Here is a 15,439-nt window from a genome sequence, read left to right on the forward strand (position 1 = left end):
TCACTCGGCCGGCGCCGCGCCGACCTGGCCGGCGACCTCCTGATCGAGCTCGGCGAGGAAATCGGTGATACGGGCGGCATTGTCGCCCAAGTCATGACGCCCGTAGCGCGAGGCCGAACGCATGTCGACGACGACCGAATCGCCGTCGTCGGCGACGCGGATGGCCACATCTGCCGGCAGACCGAGCACCAAGCCTCTCGCGACCGCGGTGATCGTCGCCTCGCTCTGGCTGTTGATGTCGGGATAGGGCGCGGTCAGCTGCCAGTCCCGCCGGTCGAGCACGGTCTCGACAGCATCGACCACGGTTTCGAAGGGCAGGTTGTAGCTGCGCCCGCTAACCAGCGGATATGCTTCCGCCTGCAGGCTCTGCTCGCCGGGCGTCGGCGGCGACAGCGCGTTCATGTCGCTTGTCCGGTCGCTGGTGTCGAGCGCCGGCGGGTCGTCGACGTCGGTCGAAATGTCGCGCAGCGGCGGATAGACGGTCGCCCAGTAGGCGGCGATGCCGAAAGGCGCAAGCACCAGCACTGCCAGCAGGGCGCCGACGCTGAGATCGCGGCCGCCGCGGTCGCCGAAATTCCACAGCCTCGACAGTGCAAGCCCGGCGAGCAGCAGCGCGAGCGCCGCAAGCAGCGCAACGAGCGCCAGCACCCACAGGAAAGGCGGGGTGTCGACAAGGTCGAGCCGGTAGCCGGCAACGACGGTCAGCAAAAGGACGAGCGAGAATGCCCCGATCCGCCGCGACCAGCCGGCCGCCCTCGACGTCTGCCGTTCAGGAATTGTAGCCATCGTCTGCCGCATTACCCCAGTCCGCATCGAGACTTAGAGCTTTTTGCGCCAGCCTTGAAGCCGAAAGATTTAACAATCCTCAATCCGTCGGCAGCCGATACTCCTTGAATTGCTGGCGCAAGGTGGTCTTCTGGATCTTGCCCGTCGCCGTGTGGGGAATCTCGCCGACGAAGGCGACGTCGTCGGGCATCCACCACTTGGCCACCTTGCCGCTCATGAAGGTCAGGATATCGCTCTTGCTCGGCTCCTTGCCCGGCTTGCACACGACCACCAGCAGAGGGCGCTCGCCCCATTTGGAGTGCGGCACGCCGATGGCGGCCGCCTCCGCCACATCGGGATGGCCGACGGCCAGGTTCTCCAGATCGATGGTGGAGATCCACTCGCCGCCCGATTTGATGACATCCTTGGCGCGGTCGGTGATCTGCATATAGCCGCTGGCGTCGATATGGGCGACGTCGCCGGTGTCGAACCAGCCCTCGGCGTCGAACTGCTCGGCGCCGACGCCGCCGTAATAGGCGCGCGCGACCGCAGGGCCGCGAACTTTCAGACGCCCGAAGGTCTTGCCGTCCCAGGGCAGCGCGTTGTTCTCGTCGTCTGTCACCTTCATTTCAACGCCGAAGGGCGGGTGGCCCTGCTTGCCCTGGATATCGAGCCTGGCATCGCCGGTCAGCCCTTCATATTCCGGCTTCATGGTGCACAACGTGCCGAGCGGCGACATTTCGGTCATGCCCCAGGCATGCACCACCTCAACCGCGTATTTGTCCTGGAACTTGGCGGTGATGGCGCGCGGGCAGGAGGAACCGCCGATGACGACCTTGTTGAGATAAGGCAGCTTTTTGCCGGTCTCCTCGAGATATTGCAGCAGCATCATCCATACCGTCGGCACAGCGGCGCTGAAAGTTACCTTTTCGGTGTCGAGCAATTCGTAGATCGAGGCGCCGTCCATCTTGCAGCCTGGCATCACCAGCTTGGCCCCGATCATCGGCGCGGCCTGACCGAGTCCCCAGGCATTGGCATGGAACATCGGCACCACGGGCAGGACGACGTCGCGTGTCGAAACGCCCATGGCATCGGGCATGGCGGCCATCATGGCGTGCAGCACGTTCGAGCGATGGCTGTAGACGACGCCCTTCGGATCGCCGGTCGTGCCCGACGTGTAGCACATGCCGGCAGCCGTGTTCTCGTCGAATGTCTTCCAGGCGAAGGCGCCGTCCGCCTCGGCAAGCCATTCCTCATAGGCGACAGCGTTCGGCAACGAGGTTTGCGGCATATGCGCCTGGTCGGTCAGCACGATCACCTGCCTGAGCGACCTGACCTGGCCGGCGATCTTTTCCAGCAGCGGCACGAAGGTCAGGTCGACGAAGATCGCCTTGTCCTCGGCGTCGTTCATGATCCAGGCGATCTGTTCGGGAAACAGGCGCGGATTGAGCGTGTGGTAGATCGCGCCGATCCCCATGATGCCGTACCAGGCCTCGATGTGGCGGGCGGTGTTCCAGGCAAGCGTTGCGATGCGGTCGCCGAGCCCGAAGCTGTCACGCTCCAGCCGCTGCGCTACTTTGAGCGCCCGATGACGGATGTCGGCAAAGGTGGTGCGCACGATCGGGCCTTCGATCGAGCGCGACACGACCTCGCGCCCGCCGTGCTGGCGTTCGGCGTGATCGATCAGCTTATGGCAGAGCAGCGGCCATTCCTGCATCAGTCCGAGCATCTCGGCTCCTCCCCTTTTTCGCGCTTTCGCGTCATTGTTTCACGCATTGTGGAATGATCCGGCGGATTGTCCAGCCACCATAAGTCCAAGGCGGTCGGATGGGCGGATGACCCGTGAAACCCGCCATAATCCGGCCATCGTCGCCGTTAAGATTCATTAATGGGCTGGGTGAGATTGGCGAATGGAGAGATTCGCATGGACGTGCAGCTCGATGAAAAAGCCCTCGAAAGCACGCTTGCCGAAAGTCTGGACGATCTGACGCCGGACTCCAAAACCGTTTCCGACGATGAATTTGCCGAAGTCGTCGGCGGCGCGCTGGAGGCCGTCGGCGGAACGCTGCTGTTCAAGATGTGCGTCGAGAATGACGGCGAAGGCCAGCATGTCGCTGCCGCAAGCGTCGGCGACGGCGGCAACCGCCAGTTCCTGCTGCTCACGCTGCCGACCGCCGGCGGCGCGCTGAAGGTCGAGACAGCGGCGAGAAGCAGCAATCCGGTCGCCGGCATCGCTGCCGCCTATGCCGGCCTCATGGACGCATTCCAGGCCGCCGCCTGACTGTCGGCGCCGGTTAGAACATTATTTCGCCTGCACGCGATTTTGCGTCATGGCGCTGCCTTGCGCGAGGCGTCGGGCCGACCCACCTTTGACGGACGAGAGCGGTTCCGAACGGAAAAACCGCCACGCACCTTCCTCAGACTGCTGAAGGAGACCCGTCTTGGACAAGCGCGCCAACCCCGCCCCCGGCTTTCAGCGCAATCCCGACAAGGTGATAACGAGCTTATCGCGGCGCCGTCACGGTCAGCGCCGGCGACGTCGTCATCGCCAGGTCAACCCGGGCCAGGCTCTTGTCGGAACCGCCCTACCCAGCGGTTTTTTACATCCCGTTCGACGATATCGACTTCAGCAAGCTCGCCAGGACCGAGCATTCGACGCATTGTCCCTACAAGGGCGACGCGAGCTATTGGAGCGTGCTGCCGGCCGGCGACAGCGGCAGGGACGCGATGTGGGCCTATGAGCAACCTTTCGACGAAATGGTCGACATCCGCGATCACGGCGCGTTCTATACGAGCAAGGTGACGGTCGAGACTAAGCCGGAGTGATAGACTGCGGCGGAAAGCATCGCGGATCTCCGAGGTCGCTGAGCCTCCCAACCGTCGTCATCAACCCCCCGCGGATCAATCCGTGGTGCCGTCGTTGCCGACGTCGTCGGCATCGTCCAGCCGAACGAAGGTCAGGCCCTTCTGCTTCAGGGCGAGCAGGCCCTGGACGACACCCTCGCCCGCGGCATGGGTCGGCTGGTTGATGTGAGCGATGATGACGTCGCCATCCTTGGCTGCGGCGATGCGCCGGGCGGTTTCCTTGGCGCCGAGCAGTGAGCCGCCGTCGCCATTGACGGAAAAGCCCGCGACCTTGAAGCCCAGCTTGCGGATCATGGCGATCGCCGACGGGCTGTATTCGGCGGTGGCGCCGCGAAACCATTTCGGCGGCGGGCCGCCGGCGCTCGCAAGCGCCGCGGCACCCGACTCGACCTCGGCCTGAACGGCATCTGGACTGCCGGCACTGCTGATGCCGTAGATCTTGCGGGGCGTGTCGACCGCCGGGATGTGGCGGCCACCGTGGTTTTCCAGTTCGAACAGATCAGGATGCGCGCGCATGATCCCGACAGCGGCGGCGTTGCGCTTCAGCCAGATGCCGGTGACGAAGATAGTCGCGGGAATTTTGTTTTCGACCAGGGCCGAAAGAATGCGCGTATCGGTCTTCCCGCCGCAGGCGTCCAGCGTGAGCGCGACACGGCCACCGCTGCCTTGCGGCGTCAGATGCAACGTCGGTTCGACCAGCGTCCCGGCATTGCCAGCCGAGACCACGACAAGCGATAGCGCGATCGCGCAAAGAGATTTTTGAAGCAAACCCGTCGTTCCCATGCCCGGCCCGTCAAGCCGCTCAACCGCAAGATGGCCTCAACAAGACGCGCATCTAGGCGAAAATCGGAACGGTTCGCATCCGAAAAGCCACCGCGCGACAATTTGCATGGAGAGTAGCTGCAAAAGCTCAACACGCCTTTAGCAGACTTGAGCTAGACCGCCTGCTCAAGCGCCACGTCGGTACGCGCCAAAAGTTCGCGCACCGCCTCGACCACGGAATCCACTTCAAGGCGCCAGACACAGCATGCCTTGCTCGAATCGGTCCGACGGCACAGGTCGCCGCCGACGCAATCGCAGGGCATGGAGGGGCGCAACGAGATGCTGGGGACGCCGACCGGGCCCCATCGAACCGGATTGGTCCGGCCGAACAGACCGACGACCGGAGTGCCGGCTGCGGCCGCCATATGCATCGGGCCGCTCTCATTGCCGAGGAATAACCTGGCCTCCTTGAGCAGCGCCAGCAACGTTTCGAGCGAGAGCGTGCCGACCAGATTGACGACCGGCGTTTTCGCTGCCGCCATGATCTTGTCCGCCGCCTCGTGCTCATCAGGGCCGCCGATCAGCACAGCGTCCAGGCCAGTTTCGGACGATATCCGTTCGATCGCGGCCGCAAAGCGCTCCGGCTGCCAGCGACGCCCGATAAAGCTCGCCCCCGCATGCACCGCCACGAAGGCATTTGGCCGCAAATGATGCTTGCTCAGCAAGGCGAGCGCTTGCGTCGTTTCGAAGGGCAGCGGGCGGATGGCCGGTGCCCTGACGCGCAGGTCGACGCCGAGCACCTCGAGCGGCGACAAATAGCGGAAGAGATAATGCTTTTCGCCGAATCCGTACGGCTTCATCCTGACATTGGCAGGCTGGCGCTCAAGCCAGCGCAGAGGTCGCTCCGTCGGATAGTGGCCGACACGAATCGGGGCACGGACCAATCCGGACACCAGCCGCGAAGTCTTGGAATCGGTGATGTCGATGACCATGTCGAAGCGGTGCCGCCGCAAAGTTCGCACAACCCGGACAAGCTCGCGCCCGCGCTGGAGCGGCGTGCCGCGCATGCCGGCACGGCTAAACGAAACGACCTCCGCTGCGATCCCATGCGCTGTTAGAAATCCAGCAAACCTGGCATCGCACAGGAACACGACCTTCACACCTGGATATTCGAGCTGAAGGTTCTTCGCCAAGGCAGAGGCAAGCACGATGTCGCCTATGAACTTGGTCTGCATGATCAGGATCGATCGGAAAGAGGTGGGGGAAATCTGCAACATCTGTTTCACGCCCCGAGTAATTCGGAACCAGAAACTGCCCAGGAACGATGTCGAGATTGAGAACCAGCGCGCGCACGTTCGCGTGAGTTTCCATACGAAATCGTAAGATGGAGCGCGCCGTTCAGGCGCGCTTTGCTCTTCCCTTCGCGGCCTCCACGGCCGCCTGGGCCGCAGCCAGCCGGGCAATCGGTACACGGTAAGGCGAGCATGACACATAGTCGAGGCCGACCTCTTCGCAGAAGCGGATCGAGGCCGGGTCGCCGCCATGCTCGCCGCAAATGCCGAGCTTGATGTCGGGTCGTGTTCCCTTGCCCTTTTCCGCCGCAATCCGCACCAGTTCGCCGACACCGTCGATGTCCAGCGAAACGAACGGATCCTGTTCGATGATACCTTTCTGCCGATAGGTTTCAAGGAAGGAGGCCGCATCGTCGCGCGAGATGCCGAAAGTCGTCTGGGTCAGATCGTTGGTGCCGAAGGAGAAGAACTCGGCCGCTTCGGCAATGACATGGGCGCGGATGGCTGCGCGCGGCAGCTCGATCATGGTGCCGGTAAGATAGTCGATCTTGGTGCCGGTCTCCTGCATGACGCTTTGCGCGACGGCATCGATGCGCGCCTTGACGTATTGCAGCTCCTTCACGAGGCCGACCAGCGGCACCATAATTTCGGGCACCACCAGCGCGCCGGCCTTGTGGCCGGCCTCGACCGCCGCCTCGAAAATGGCGCGTGCCTGCATCTCGGCGATCTCGGGATAAGAGACCGCCAGCCGGCAGCCGCGATGCCCGAGCATCGGATTGAACTCATGCAGCGCCTCGGTACGCTGCCTGAGCTTGTCCGCCGGCACATTCATGGCGGTCGCGACCTCGGCGAGCTCGGCGTCGGTCTTGGGCAGGAATTCGTGCAAGGGCGGGTCAAGCAGCCGGATCGTCACCGGCAAGCCCGCCATGATCTCGAACAGCTCTAGGAAATCCGAACGCTGCATCGGCAGAAGCTTGTCGAGCGCCGAGCGCCTGTCCTTCTCGGTGTCGGCCAGGATCATCTCGCGCATGGCGACGATGCGGTCGCCTTCGAAGAACATGTGCTCGGTGCGGCAAAGGCCAATGCCTTCGGCGCCGAAGGAGCGCGCCATGCGCGCGTCGAGCGGCGTCTCGGCATTTGTGCGCACCTTCATGCGGCGCGCGGCATCGGCCCATTCCATGATGGCGGCGAAGTCGCCGGACAGCTCCGGCTGCAGCATGGCGACGGCGCCCTTCAGCACCTGGCCGTTGCCGCCGTCGATGGTGATGATATCACCCTTGCGGAAGGTCTGGCCCATCGAGATCAGCGTGCCGGCCTTGTAGTCGACACGCAGCGAGCCGGCACCCGAGACGCAGGGCTTGCCCATGCCGCGCGCCACCACGGCGGCATGACTGGTCATGCCACCGCGCGTGGTGAGGATGCCTTCGGCGGCATGCATGCCGTGGATGTCCTCCGGGCTGGTCTCGACGCGCACGAGAATGACCTTGCGGCCTTGCGCCTTGGCATCCTCGGCCTCACCGGAGGAGAAGACGATCTCGCCGGTGGCTGCGCCCGGCGAGGCCGGCAGGCCGACGCCGATCACGTCGCGCGCCGCCTTGGGATCGATGGTCGGATGCAGGAGCTGGTCGAGCGAGGCCGGGTCGATGCGGGCGACCGCCTCCTCTTTCGTGATCAGCCCGTCTTTGGCCATCTCGACGGCAATCCTGAGCGCCGCCTTGGCGGTGCGCTTGCCGGAGCGGGTCTGCAGCATCCACAATTTGCCGCGCTCGATGGTGAATTCGAGGTCCTGCATGTCGCGGTAATGCTTCTCCAGCCGGTCGGAAATATCGACGAAGGACTGGAAAGCTTCCGGCATCAGTTTCTGCAGCGAGGGCTTGTCAGAGCCCGCAGCGATGCGCGCGGCCTCGGTTATGTTCTGCGGCGTGCGGATGCCGGCCACCACGTCCTCGCCCTGCGCATTGACCAGGAATTCGCCATAGAGCTGCTTTTCGCCGGTCGAGGGATTGCGGGTGAAGGCAACGCCGGTGGCGGAGGTGTCGCCCATATTGCCGAACACCATGGCCTGGACGTTGACCGCCGTGCCCCAGCTTTCCGGGATGTCGTGCAGGCGACGGTAGGTGATGGCGCGGTTGTTCATCCAGCTCGAAAACACGGCGCCGATGGCGCCCCAGAGCTGCTCGCGCGGGTCCTGCGGGAACGGCTTGCCGAGCTCCTCCTCGACCTTGGCCTTGTAGAGCGCGATCACACCCTGCCATTCGATGGCCGTCAGTTCGGTGTCGAGCTCATGGCCGAGGCTCGCCTTCTGGTCCTCGAGAATTTCCTCGAAAACCTCGTGATCGAGGCCCATGACGACGTCGGAATACATCTGGATGAAGCGGCGGTAACTGTCATAGGCAAAGCGGGCATCGCCGGAATCGGCGGCAAGCGCCTCGACCGTCTCGTCGTTGAGGCCGAGATTGAGCACGGTATCCATCATGCCTGGCATCGAAGCGCGGGCGCCGGAGCGCACCGAGACCAGAAGCAGCTTCGACGGATCGCCGAAATTGCGGCCGGTGAGCCTGCCGATATGGTCGAGCGCCGCAAGGACATCCGCTTCAAGCGACGTCGGATAGGTGCGGCCGTTGGCGTAATAGGCATTGCAGACTTCAGTGGTGATGGTGAAGCCCGGCGGCACCGGCAGGCCGAGGCTGCACATCTCGGCAAGGTTGGCGCCCTTGCCGCCGAGCAGGTTGCGATCACCGGCTCGGCCTTCAGCGGCACCGTCGCCGAAGGTGTAAACCCACTTGGTCATGCATGCCCTCCAGGTCCCTTGGAAGATAGACAACACCCGGGCCAAGGCCCCGGTCCCCGCCCTTCCGATCCGAGCGATAAGATGCTGCATTGCGAAAGGCAAGCGCCGGCAAAGCAAGCGCCGCGACTACAATCGATTAAGCAAAAGCTGCGTCAAAAAGACTTGCCGGTGTGAGTTGCGCGAGATAGAACACAACAAGAACAAAGTGGAGTAGCGCGATGAAACTCGAGGGAAAACTCGACTATCTGGAACTTCCGGCCACCGGCGGCACGCTGGACAGCGTCAAATCCTTCTACAGCGCCGCGTTTTCCTGGTCTTTCACCGATTACGGGCCAACTTACTCCGCTTTTGCCGAGGGGCTCGACGGCGGCTTCCAGGCCGATGCGGGCGAAGCGCCCGCCAGACCGCTGCCCGTGCTCTATTCCGAAAACCTGGAGGAGACGCTGGAGGCCGTTGAGAATGCCGGAGGCAGCATCATCAAGCCGATCTTTTCCTTCCCAGGCGGCAGGCGGTTCCACTTCACCGACCCGGCCGGCAACGAGTTGGCCGTGTGGGGCGAATAGCCCGCAATTCCGGTCGCCGGATCGATCTCCCCTCCAGATTACGCCGAAACGCGGCGGCAATCCGCTGGCGCAGACATGCGGCAAGATTACTTTGGATGTCAGCGGTCCAAGCATTGAGCTTTCGACCGGCTCGTCCTATAAGGCCGCGCGCAGCGGGCACCGCCCGGCTGCTGGGGCGTCGCCAAGTGGTAAGGCATCGGTTTTTGGTACCGACATTCCCAGGTTCGAATCCTGGCGCCCCAGCCAACCATTTTTTATCTTTTATTCAATGATTTAGCTAAATCGATCAGGTCTTCGTCTAGGGCACTCGGCTAGGGCCTTGGATGCGTGGACCGGCAGCAAGAATCTGGCGTCCGGAACTGGACTTAAGAGAAGCGGCGCCGTTTAGGACCGCTTCGAATTCACGATAGCAGGTGCGGTATGGTGCCAAGGGCCGTAGCCCCTGTTGGCCGCTTTTCGCGATCGAGAGCACGCGGAGCAATTGTTCACGGTAGCTCAGTCAGCCGGGCTGCGAGGAAAAAAGCGTGGCCGATTGACATACCGATTGGAATTCCAATACCTATAGTATTTAAACGCCCAGTGCTGAATACCGGCGGGAGGAGCCAATGGCCGAAAACACGACAGCTGATCCTTCCACGCCTGCCCAGCTTCGCCTCGCGGGCGGAGCGCAGGGGTTCAATTGGCTTCCGGTCTTCCTTGCAGACGAGTTGGGATTATTCGGCAAGCACGGCATTGCCATCGAATACAAGCGCTTCGGCAGCGTCGACAAGGCAACAGGAGCTGTCCTTGAGGGTGAGGCCGACCTTGCGATTACGCCGCCAGAAGGAGCAGTCGCGGACTTCGTGAACGGTGGAGAACTGCGCATTGTTGCGGCCAATGCAGTGCGGCTGCCGATGTCTCTCGTGGCGCGGCCAGAAATCGCCACTCTGGCGGACCTTCGAGGAAAGAGGATCGGCACGTCCTCGCTCACCGAGGGTACTGCGATTTACACGCAGATTGTGCTGGCTTCCCAAGGACTGCACTACCCCGCCGACTACGAATTCGTGCTTGCGGGTATTCATACCAAACGGTGGGAGGCGCTGCAGGCCGGGCAAGTCGACTGTGCTCCCCAGCCCGCGCCGTGGAACTTCCTAGCCGAGGACCAAGGCTACAATCTGATCGGCGAGGTCAATGAATTCATACCCGAGATCCTCTTCACCGCGGTCATCGGCCGATCATCGTGGCTGCAAGCCAATCGAGATGTGGTCATACACTTCATCAACGCCCTGATTGAGGCCCATGCGATCACCAATGAACCGGCACGGCAGGACATAACATTGCCGATCTTCCAACGCATCACCACGCCGGAAAGCTCCACCCTGGCCAATCGTGGTCTAGAATACATGCGTGACATGGGCATGTGGCCGGACAAGCTGGCCGTGCCGGCAAACGCGTTGCGCACGACCATCGACCTGATGATCCGCGCGCATTTGCTCGATGAGGCCCTTCGGAGCCAAGCGCTGCACGCCTTCGATGCTTCTTATCTCGACGCCGCCTGCGTCACTGTCGGCTGAACCCATCTGCCGTGCACCAAAGCAATCTCGCAGCTGACCCCTCACCTTCGCTTGCCCTTGGAGGTCGACGACCCTAAGTTGCTTGCTCAGATACGCTAGGTATCCCGATACGTTCATTGGATGATCAAAGATGGCGCGACTGACCCGTGAACAAAGCCAAGCCTTGACGCGCGAAAAGCTTTTGGCTTCGGCTAGCGAGATGGTGGCCCGAGACGGCTATTCCGGCGCATCGATCGAGCGGATCGCAGAGGAGGCCGGCTTCTCGAAGGGGGCCTTCTACTCCAACTTCACGAACAAGGAAGACATCTTCCTGCAACTGCTGGAGCGCAACGCCGGCGGAGATGTGGTCGAACTGACCGAAAGGCTTCGCAGCGTTGACGAGCCGAAGGATGTCATCGAATCCATTTGCGAATGGGCCAACCAACGCGCCAAGGACAAGCGCTGGGGAACGCTGGCCATCGACCTGCTGCGCATCGCGCGCCGCGACAACACGCTGGAGGATCGGCACCTGCGCCTGTTCAGGGACCAGTGGGAAGGGCTGGGCAGGCTGTTGTCGGAGAAGCTGTTTCCGTATGGGGATGCGGAACCCCGGCCACTCTATGTCGGCGGTATCGTCCTCGAACTCGTCTATGGCGGCATGTCGAGTTTTATGGACGACAGGGCGCCCGGCGAAATGGTGCGGGTCGCGCTGACGTCGATGCACGAGGCTCATCTTTTTAGGCATAAGAACGGAAAGGCCGTGCGCAAGCGGACTGCAGCGTCCTGACGCGAACCATGCCACGCCACGTTGGAAGGCCGACCGATTCTCCTTCGTGGACGTCGGGTGCCTATTCGTAGACAAGTCCCTTCAAGCGCAGCCGTTCGCGCATTGAGTTGACGTCCAGGCTGAGCTTGCCTGCAGCGTAGAGGCGACGTTTGTCTTCCTCGGCCGCCTCCCGCTCTCGTGCCGTTCTCGCAACCAACTCGGCATTGGCACGGGGCACCACGCAGACGCCATCATCATCGGCGACGATCACGTCGCCAGGGCAGATGCGGGCACCGGCGCAGATGATCGGAACCTGGCAATCGCACAGCGTCTCCTTTACCGTTCCCTGAGCGAAGATCGCCTTCGACCAGACCGGGAACTTCATCGCTCGCAAAGCAGCCACATCGCGCACGCCGGCATCGATCACGAGGCCTCGGATGCCGAGCGCCATCGCCGATTCAGCCAGAAGGTCGCCGAAAAATCCGTCTTCGCATGGAGAGATCGGAGTCACGACGAGCACATCGCCCGGCCGTGCCTGCTCCAATGCAACATGAATGGTCCAGTTGTCGCCCGGCGCCACCTCGCAGGTAAGCGCATTGCCGCCGATCCTGACGCCGTCATCGATGGGACGCAGCCGCGAGGCCAGCAGCCCCTTGCGTCCCTGGGCCTCGTGAACGGTTGCCACCCCCAGCGCGCCCAGTGCGTCGCACACTTCGATCGGCGTACGTTCGGTGTTTGTCACGACTTTTGCCATTGATATCTCCAGAGATTCGTGCCGGCCGGACCTCGCTAGCGACCCTGTCGCTTGAGCCTCTCGTCCAGCCGCGGGTAGACTTTGCGCGCATTGCCCTCGAACACCGCCGCGCGGTCGGCTTCGTCGAGGCCCAAAGCATCGATGTAACGGCGCGTGTCGTCGAAGTTGAAGCCGGTCAGCGGGTCAACCGCCTTGACCGCGCCCAGCAGTTCCGAGCCGAAGAGGATGTTGTCCGGACCGATCACGCGAAACAGCGTGTCGATCCCCGCCTGGTGGTAGACGCAGGTGTCGAAATAGACGTTGCGCATCAGGTGCGTGGCGAGATCCGGCTTTTCCATCATGATTGCCAGCCCGCGATAGCGGCCCCAGTGATAGGGAGCGGCGCCGCCGCCGTGGGGAATGATTAGCTTGAGGTCTGGGAAATCGCGAAACAGGTCGCCCTGGATCAGCTGCATGAACACCGCTGTGTCGGCATTGATGTAGTGCGCTCCGGTGGTGTGCAGGCAGGCCGAGCACGCGCCCGAGACGTGGATCATGGCCGGTACCTGGAGCTCGACCATTCTCTCGAAAAGCGGATACCAGTAACGGTCATAGATTGGCGGCGCCGACCAGAAGCCGCCGGACGGATCGGGGTTGAGATTGCAGCCGACGAAGCCGAGTTCGTCCACGCAGCGCTCGAGTTCAGCCAGCACAGGAGCCAGGTCACCGCTCATCGACTGCGGCAGCTGGCAGACGCCGGCAAAGTTCAGCGGGAACAGGTCCACGATGCGCGCAATGAGATCATTGGAGACACGGGACCATTCGGCATTCAGCGCAGCGCTGCCGACATGATGACCCATGCCCGAAGCCCGGGGCGACAAAATTGTAAGGTCCGAGCCGCGCTCCCGCTGAAGACGAAGCTGGTTGTCTTCGACGGTCGCGCGAAGCGTCTCGTCGCTTATGCCGGGATAGACCGGACCTGCGTCCCGCTGGCCCTCGGCAAACGCCACCTGGGCCTTGCGATAGGCATGATGCGCCGGGGGCTCGGTGGTGTAGTGACCGTGGCAGTCGATTATCATGGCATTCTCCAACCGCAGCTCAGGGCTCCAGCACATAGTTGGTGAAGCCACCGTCGCCCGAGGCTACGCCGTTGATCGCCTCATTGATCTGGTCCAGCGGATAGGTGCGGGCTTCCAGCACGGACAGGTCGACCGTGCCAGACCGGACCAGCTCCGCTATCTCGATGCCCTCCGCGGTGCTGAGCCAGGCCGAACCGGTGAGCACCATCGAATTGTCCATCCACCATTTGGTGTTGAACAGCATGTCGGCGCCCGTACCGCCGATGTTCACGATGGTGCCGCCGCGTTTGACGCCCATCATCGCGTCCCTCATGGCGTTGACGTCAGCCACCGCGCCAAGGCTGTCGAGCATGAAATCCGCGCCGGAGTGGTGCTTGGAGCGCACCCAGTCCGCGACCTTGCCGTCCAGGCTGGAAAAAATCTCGATCCGGTTCGGCGCGAGGCGCTTCAGCTTTTCCAGCAATGGCTTGCCGCGCGCGACCGCATAGATGGTGGAAATCCCCATGGCGAGCGCGAACATGGTGGCGCCGACACCCAGCGTGCCGGTCGCGCCGTTGATGATCAGCGACTTGCCCGCAAGGTTGCCCAGCTTCTTGAGCGCCGAATAGGACGTGCCGAGATAGCCCATGCGGGCAGCCTGCGGAAACGTCATATTGTCGGGTATCTTGACGATGGCGCTCTGGGGCGCGCGCATGAATTGAGCGAAGCCGCCGCCGGGATAGCGCTTGTAGATTTCGAGGCTGTTGCGATTGAACCCGAAATATCCGGCGAAGGTGAAGTAGTCGCACTTCATCTGGTTGCCGCTGGCGCAGGCGTGGCAGGCACCGCACGAACGCAACGGATTGACGTAGACACGGTCTCCGGGCTTCAAGACAACGACCTGCTCGCCCACTTCGTGCACGATGCCGGCGGGGTCAAGGCCAAACGTCGCGGGCTTGGGAGGCAGCGGCTGGTGAGGATACCAGTTCTCCCAGTTGTTCAGCACGTTGGCGAGGTTCGGGACCATACCGCAGGCTTTGACCTCGACCACGACATCTGTTCCGCACGCTCGAGGCTTGGCGATCTCCTCGATCCGCATTGGTTCGTTTACCGCATGCAACCGTGCGGCGCGCATCATCACTGTCACGAGGTTCCTCCTCAAATACCGCCAACCGGATCGAGTTGACATTCCGATTGGACTGTGGATACCGTATAGTATCTGGATTGGGTGACGCAAGACCCGATTTGCGGTGCCGGTACCAACCATCGCTGCTGCCCTCGGGCCTACGCTCGATTTCGCAGGGTGGCTGGCGGCCAAAACCGGGCCCGCTCACAACGACTGCAGCCGTCACGCTGCTGGGGAGGAGACGTACCATGCCGTTCGAGTTGCAGCCTCAGGACTGCCTGAGGATCCTATGTGGAGTCTGGTTCCTGCCGCATCTGATCGGGAAGGTCAGGAACTTCGATAAGGCGCCGGTTACATTTGAGAAGGCCGGTCTGAAGCCTGGCAAGGCATTCCTTGTCCTGACAATCGTCCTCGAGGTGCTTGCCGCGCTCGGCATGATTTTCAACGTCTATTCGAAAGCAGCAACCGGTTGCGCGATCGTCGTGCTGCTCGGAGCAGCCTACGCAGTGGTGAAGATCAACGGCGCCAAATGGCGCTGGCAGCAGATGGGACCGGAATTCCCGCTTTTTTGGGCGCTCGCTTGCCTCATCTCGGCACTGTGACTTTGAACATCTACCTGGGAGGTTTGATATGCAGGTTCGGCGCATCGTCACTGGCAGGGACAATGCCGGCAAGTCAGTGGTCGTCAGTGACGGTCCCTCCCCTGGGGAAATGGTCCTGCGCCACACGCCAGGTTTCGTATCGTCGCCACAGTGGAAAATCGAGGGGGCGCCAGAGCTGGGGAGCATCGACAACAAGGACCCCATGGAGACGACCGGCACCATGGTCATGCCGGCAGGCGGATCATCGTTCTGGATCATTACTTTCCCTCCCGACAGCGTCTACATGTCATCGGAATGGAACCCCGCGGTAGCTGGTCCCGAACTCATCGAGGCGTCACCTGGCATTGCCGAGCGGATGGAGCCGGACAGCCCTGGCATGCACCAGACCCCGACCGTCGACTACGTCACGGTGGTCAAGGGCAGACTGATCCTGGAACTCGATGACGGCAGGACTGTCGAGCTAAATGCCGGCGACACCGTAGTCCAGCAGGGCACTCGTCACGCATGGCGCAATCCAGGCGACCAGCCGGCGACGATCTCCGTGATCATGCTCGGCGCCACTGTCTGACGCGGCGGTTATCATC

14 protein-coding genes, 1 tRNA gene and 1 pseudogene are annotated in these 15,439 nt (G+C 62.6%); 8 read left to right on the plus strand and 8 right to left on the minus strand.

The genetic code is table 11. The features are described 5' to 3' along the window. Together A9K71_RS16800 and A9K71_RS16805 are read right to left on the minus strand one after the other, a co-directional pair. Positions 1-786: a DUF1499 domain-containing protein gene (locus tag A9K71_RS16800; RefSeq protein WP_066998193.1), complete on the minus strand. Its 786-nt coding sequence runs from the start codon at positions 784-786 to the stop codon at positions 1-3. A gap of 79 nt (positions 787-865) precedes the next feature. Further along, the gene (locus A9K71_RS16805) at positions 866-2,494 is read right to left on the minus strand and encodes a fatty-acid--CoA ligase (RefSeq protein ID WP_066997856.1); all 1,629 of its coding nucleotides are present in this window, start codon (positions 2,492-2,494) and stop codon (positions 866-868) included. A 195-nt stretch (positions 2,495-2,689) separates the two neighbouring features. On the opposite strand from A9K71_RS16805, the gene A9K71_RS16810 reads away from it, so the two are divergent. Together A9K71_RS16810 and A9K71_RS16815 are read left to right on the plus strand one after the other, a co-directional pair. Next, positions 2,690-3,046: a hypothetical protein gene (locus tag A9K71_RS16810; RefSeq protein WP_066997860.1), complete on the plus strand. Its 357-nt coding sequence runs from the start codon at positions 2,690-2,692 to the stop codon at positions 3,044-3,046. Positions 3,047-3,206: 160 nt separating this feature from the next. Next, positions 3,207-3,591: pseudogene (locus A9K71_RS16815) on the plus strand (DUF427 domain-containing protein). Positions 3,592-3,666: 75 nt separating this feature from the next. On the opposite strand, the gene A9K71_RS16820 reads toward A9K71_RS16815, so the two are convergent. The 3 genes from A9K71_RS16820 to ppdK all read right to left on the minus strand — a co-directional run bounded on the left by A9K71_RS16820 (position 3,667) and on the right by ppdK (position 8,475). Continuing rightward, a complete protein-coding gene (locus A9K71_RS16820) occupies positions 3,667-4,398 on the minus strand; it encodes a polysaccharide deacetylase family protein (RefSeq protein ID WP_245299651.1) in 732 nt (243 codons plus the stop codon). Between the two features lie 167 nt (positions 4,399-4,565). Further along, positions 4,566-5,627 (minus strand): glycosyltransferase family 9 protein, encoded by a 1,062-nt coding sequence (locus A9K71_RS16825; protein ID WP_245299652.1) that lies wholly within the window; start codon positions 5,625-5,627, stop codon positions 4,566-4,568. 163 nt (positions 5,628-5,790) lie between these two features. Continuing rightward, positions 5,791-8,475 (minus strand): pyruvate, phosphate dikinase, encoded by a 2,685-nt coding sequence (gene ppdK / locus A9K71_RS16830; protein ID WP_066997869.1) that lies wholly within the window; start codon positions 8,473-8,475, stop codon positions 5,791-5,793. A 218-nt stretch (positions 8,476-8,693) separates the two neighbouring features. Here ppdK and A9K71_RS16835 point away from each other — a divergent pair, with 218 nt between their 5' ends. The 4 genes from A9K71_RS16835 (at position 8,694) to A9K71_RS16850 (ending at position 11,357) form a co-directional block, all read left to right on the plus strand. Beyond that, positions 8,694-9,038, plus strand: coding sequence for a VOC family protein (locus A9K71_RS16835; RefSeq protein WP_066997872.1), 345 nt, complete (start codon positions 8,694-8,696; stop codon positions 9,036-9,038). 171 nt (positions 9,039-9,209) lie between these two features. After that, positions 9,210-9,284 (plus strand) — tRNA-Gln (locus A9K71_RS16840). Between the two features lie 359 nt (positions 9,285-9,643). Further along, positions 9,644-10,591, plus strand: a complete 948-nt coding sequence (locus tag A9K71_RS16845; protein WP_066997875.1) for an ABC transporter substrate-binding protein — start codon at positions 9,644-9,646, stop codon at positions 10,589-10,591. Positions 10,592-10,721: 130 nt separating this feature from the next. Next, a complete protein-coding gene (locus A9K71_RS16850) occupies positions 10,722-11,357 on the plus strand; it encodes a TetR/AcrR family transcriptional regulator (protein WP_066997878.1) in 636 nt (211 codons plus the stop codon). 61 nt (positions 11,358-11,418) lie between these two features. Here A9K71_RS16850 and A9K71_RS16855 read toward each other — a convergent pair whose 3' ends face one another. From A9K71_RS16855 to A9K71_RS16865, 3 genes are read right to left on the minus strand one after another with little or no spacing between them, the layout of a single operon-like run. Continuing rightward, a complete protein-coding gene (locus tag A9K71_RS16855; protein WP_066997881.1) occupies positions 11,419-12,090 on the minus strand; it encodes a 4-carboxy-4-hydroxy-2-oxoadipate aldolase/oxaloacetate decarboxylase in 672 nt (223 codons plus the stop codon). A gap of 35 nt (positions 12,091-12,125) precedes the next feature. After that, positions 12,126-13,148, minus strand: coding sequence for an amidohydrolase family protein (locus tag A9K71_RS16860; RefSeq protein WP_066998195.1), 1,023 nt, complete (start codon positions 13,146-13,148; stop codon positions 12,126-12,128). A gap of 19 nt (positions 13,149-13,167) precedes the next feature. Beyond that, positions 13,168-14,265 carry an alcohol dehydrogenase catalytic domain-containing protein gene (locus A9K71_RS16865; protein ID WP_066997884.1) on the minus strand — a complete coding sequence of 366 codons (1,098 nt, stop codon included), beginning with the start codon at positions 14,263-14,265 and terminating at the stop codon, positions 13,168-13,170. Positions 14,266-14,501: 236 nt separating this feature from the next. On the opposite strand from A9K71_RS16865, the gene A9K71_RS16870 reads away from it, so the two are divergent. Then, the gene (locus tag A9K71_RS16870) at positions 14,502-14,855 is read left to right on the plus strand and encodes a DoxX family membrane protein (protein ID WP_066997887.1); all 354 of its coding nucleotides are present in this window, start codon (positions 14,502-14,504) and stop codon (positions 14,853-14,855) included. 28 nt (positions 14,856-14,883) lie between these two features. Beyond that, a complete protein-coding gene (locus A9K71_RS16875) occupies positions 14,884-15,423 on the plus strand; it encodes a cupin domain-containing protein (RefSeq protein WP_066997890.1) in 540 nt (179 codons plus the stop codon). Positions 15,424-15,439 lie beyond the last annotated feature (16 nt).

It is taken from the genome of Mesorhizobium sp. WSM3873, from assembly GCF_001672445.1.
In the GTDB taxonomy this organism is placed as follows: domain Bacteria; phylum Pseudomonadota; class Alphaproteobacteria; order Rhizobiales; family Rhizobiaceae; genus Mesorhizobium.

Excerpts from the sequence above, each read along its gene's own strand:
- A9K71_RS16860 (WP_066998195.1), bottom strand. The coding sequence starts at position 13,148 with ATGATAATCGACTGCCACGGTCACTACACCACCGAGCCCCCGGCGCAT.
- A9K71_RS16825 (WP_245299652.1), bottom strand. The coding sequence starts at position 5,627 with ATGCAGACCAAGTTCATAGGCGACATCGTGCTTGCCTCTGCCTTGGCG.
- A9K71_RS16870 (WP_066997887.1), top strand. The coding sequence starts at position 14,502 with ATGCCGTTCGAGTTGCAGCCTCAGGACTGCCTGAGGATCCTATGTGGA.
- A9K71_RS16805 (WP_066997856.1), bottom strand. The coding sequence starts at position 2,494 with ATGCTCGGACTGATGCAGGAATGGCCGCTGCTCTGCCATAAGCTGATC.
- A9K71_RS16855 (WP_066997881.1), bottom strand. The coding sequence starts at position 12,090 with ATGGCAAAAGTCGTGACAAACACCGAACGTACGCCGATCGAAGTGTGC.
- A9K71_RS16865 (WP_066997884.1), bottom strand. The coding sequence starts at position 14,265 with ATGATGCGCGCCGCACGGTTGCATGCGGTAAACGAACCAATGCGGATC.
- A9K71_RS16835 (WP_066997872.1), top strand. The coding sequence starts at position 8,694 with ATGAAACTCGAGGGAAAACTCGACTATCTGGAACTTCCGGCCACCGGC.
- ppdK (WP_066997869.1), bottom strand. The coding sequence starts at position 8,475 with ATGACCAAGTGGGTTTACACCTTCGGCGACGGTGCCGCTGAAGGCCGA.
- A9K71_RS16850 (WP_066997878.1), top strand. The coding sequence starts at position 10,722 with ATGGCGCGACTGACCCGTGAACAAAGCCAAGCCTTGACGCGCGAAAAG.
- A9K71_RS16875 (WP_066997890.1), top strand. The coding sequence starts at position 14,884 with ATGCAGGTTCGGCGCATCGTCACTGGCAGGGACAATGCCGGCAAGTCA.
- A9K71_RS16800 (WP_066998193.1), bottom strand. The coding sequence starts at position 786 with ATGGCTACAATTCCTGAACGGCAGACGTCGAGGGCGGCCGGCTGGTCG.
- A9K71_RS16845 (WP_066997875.1), top strand. The coding sequence starts at position 9,644 with ATGGCCGAAAACACGACAGCTGATCCTTCCACGCCTGCCCAGCTTCGC.
- A9K71_RS16810 (WP_066997860.1), top strand. The coding sequence starts at position 2,690 with ATGGACGTGCAGCTCGATGAAAAAGCCCTCGAAAGCACGCTTGCCGAA.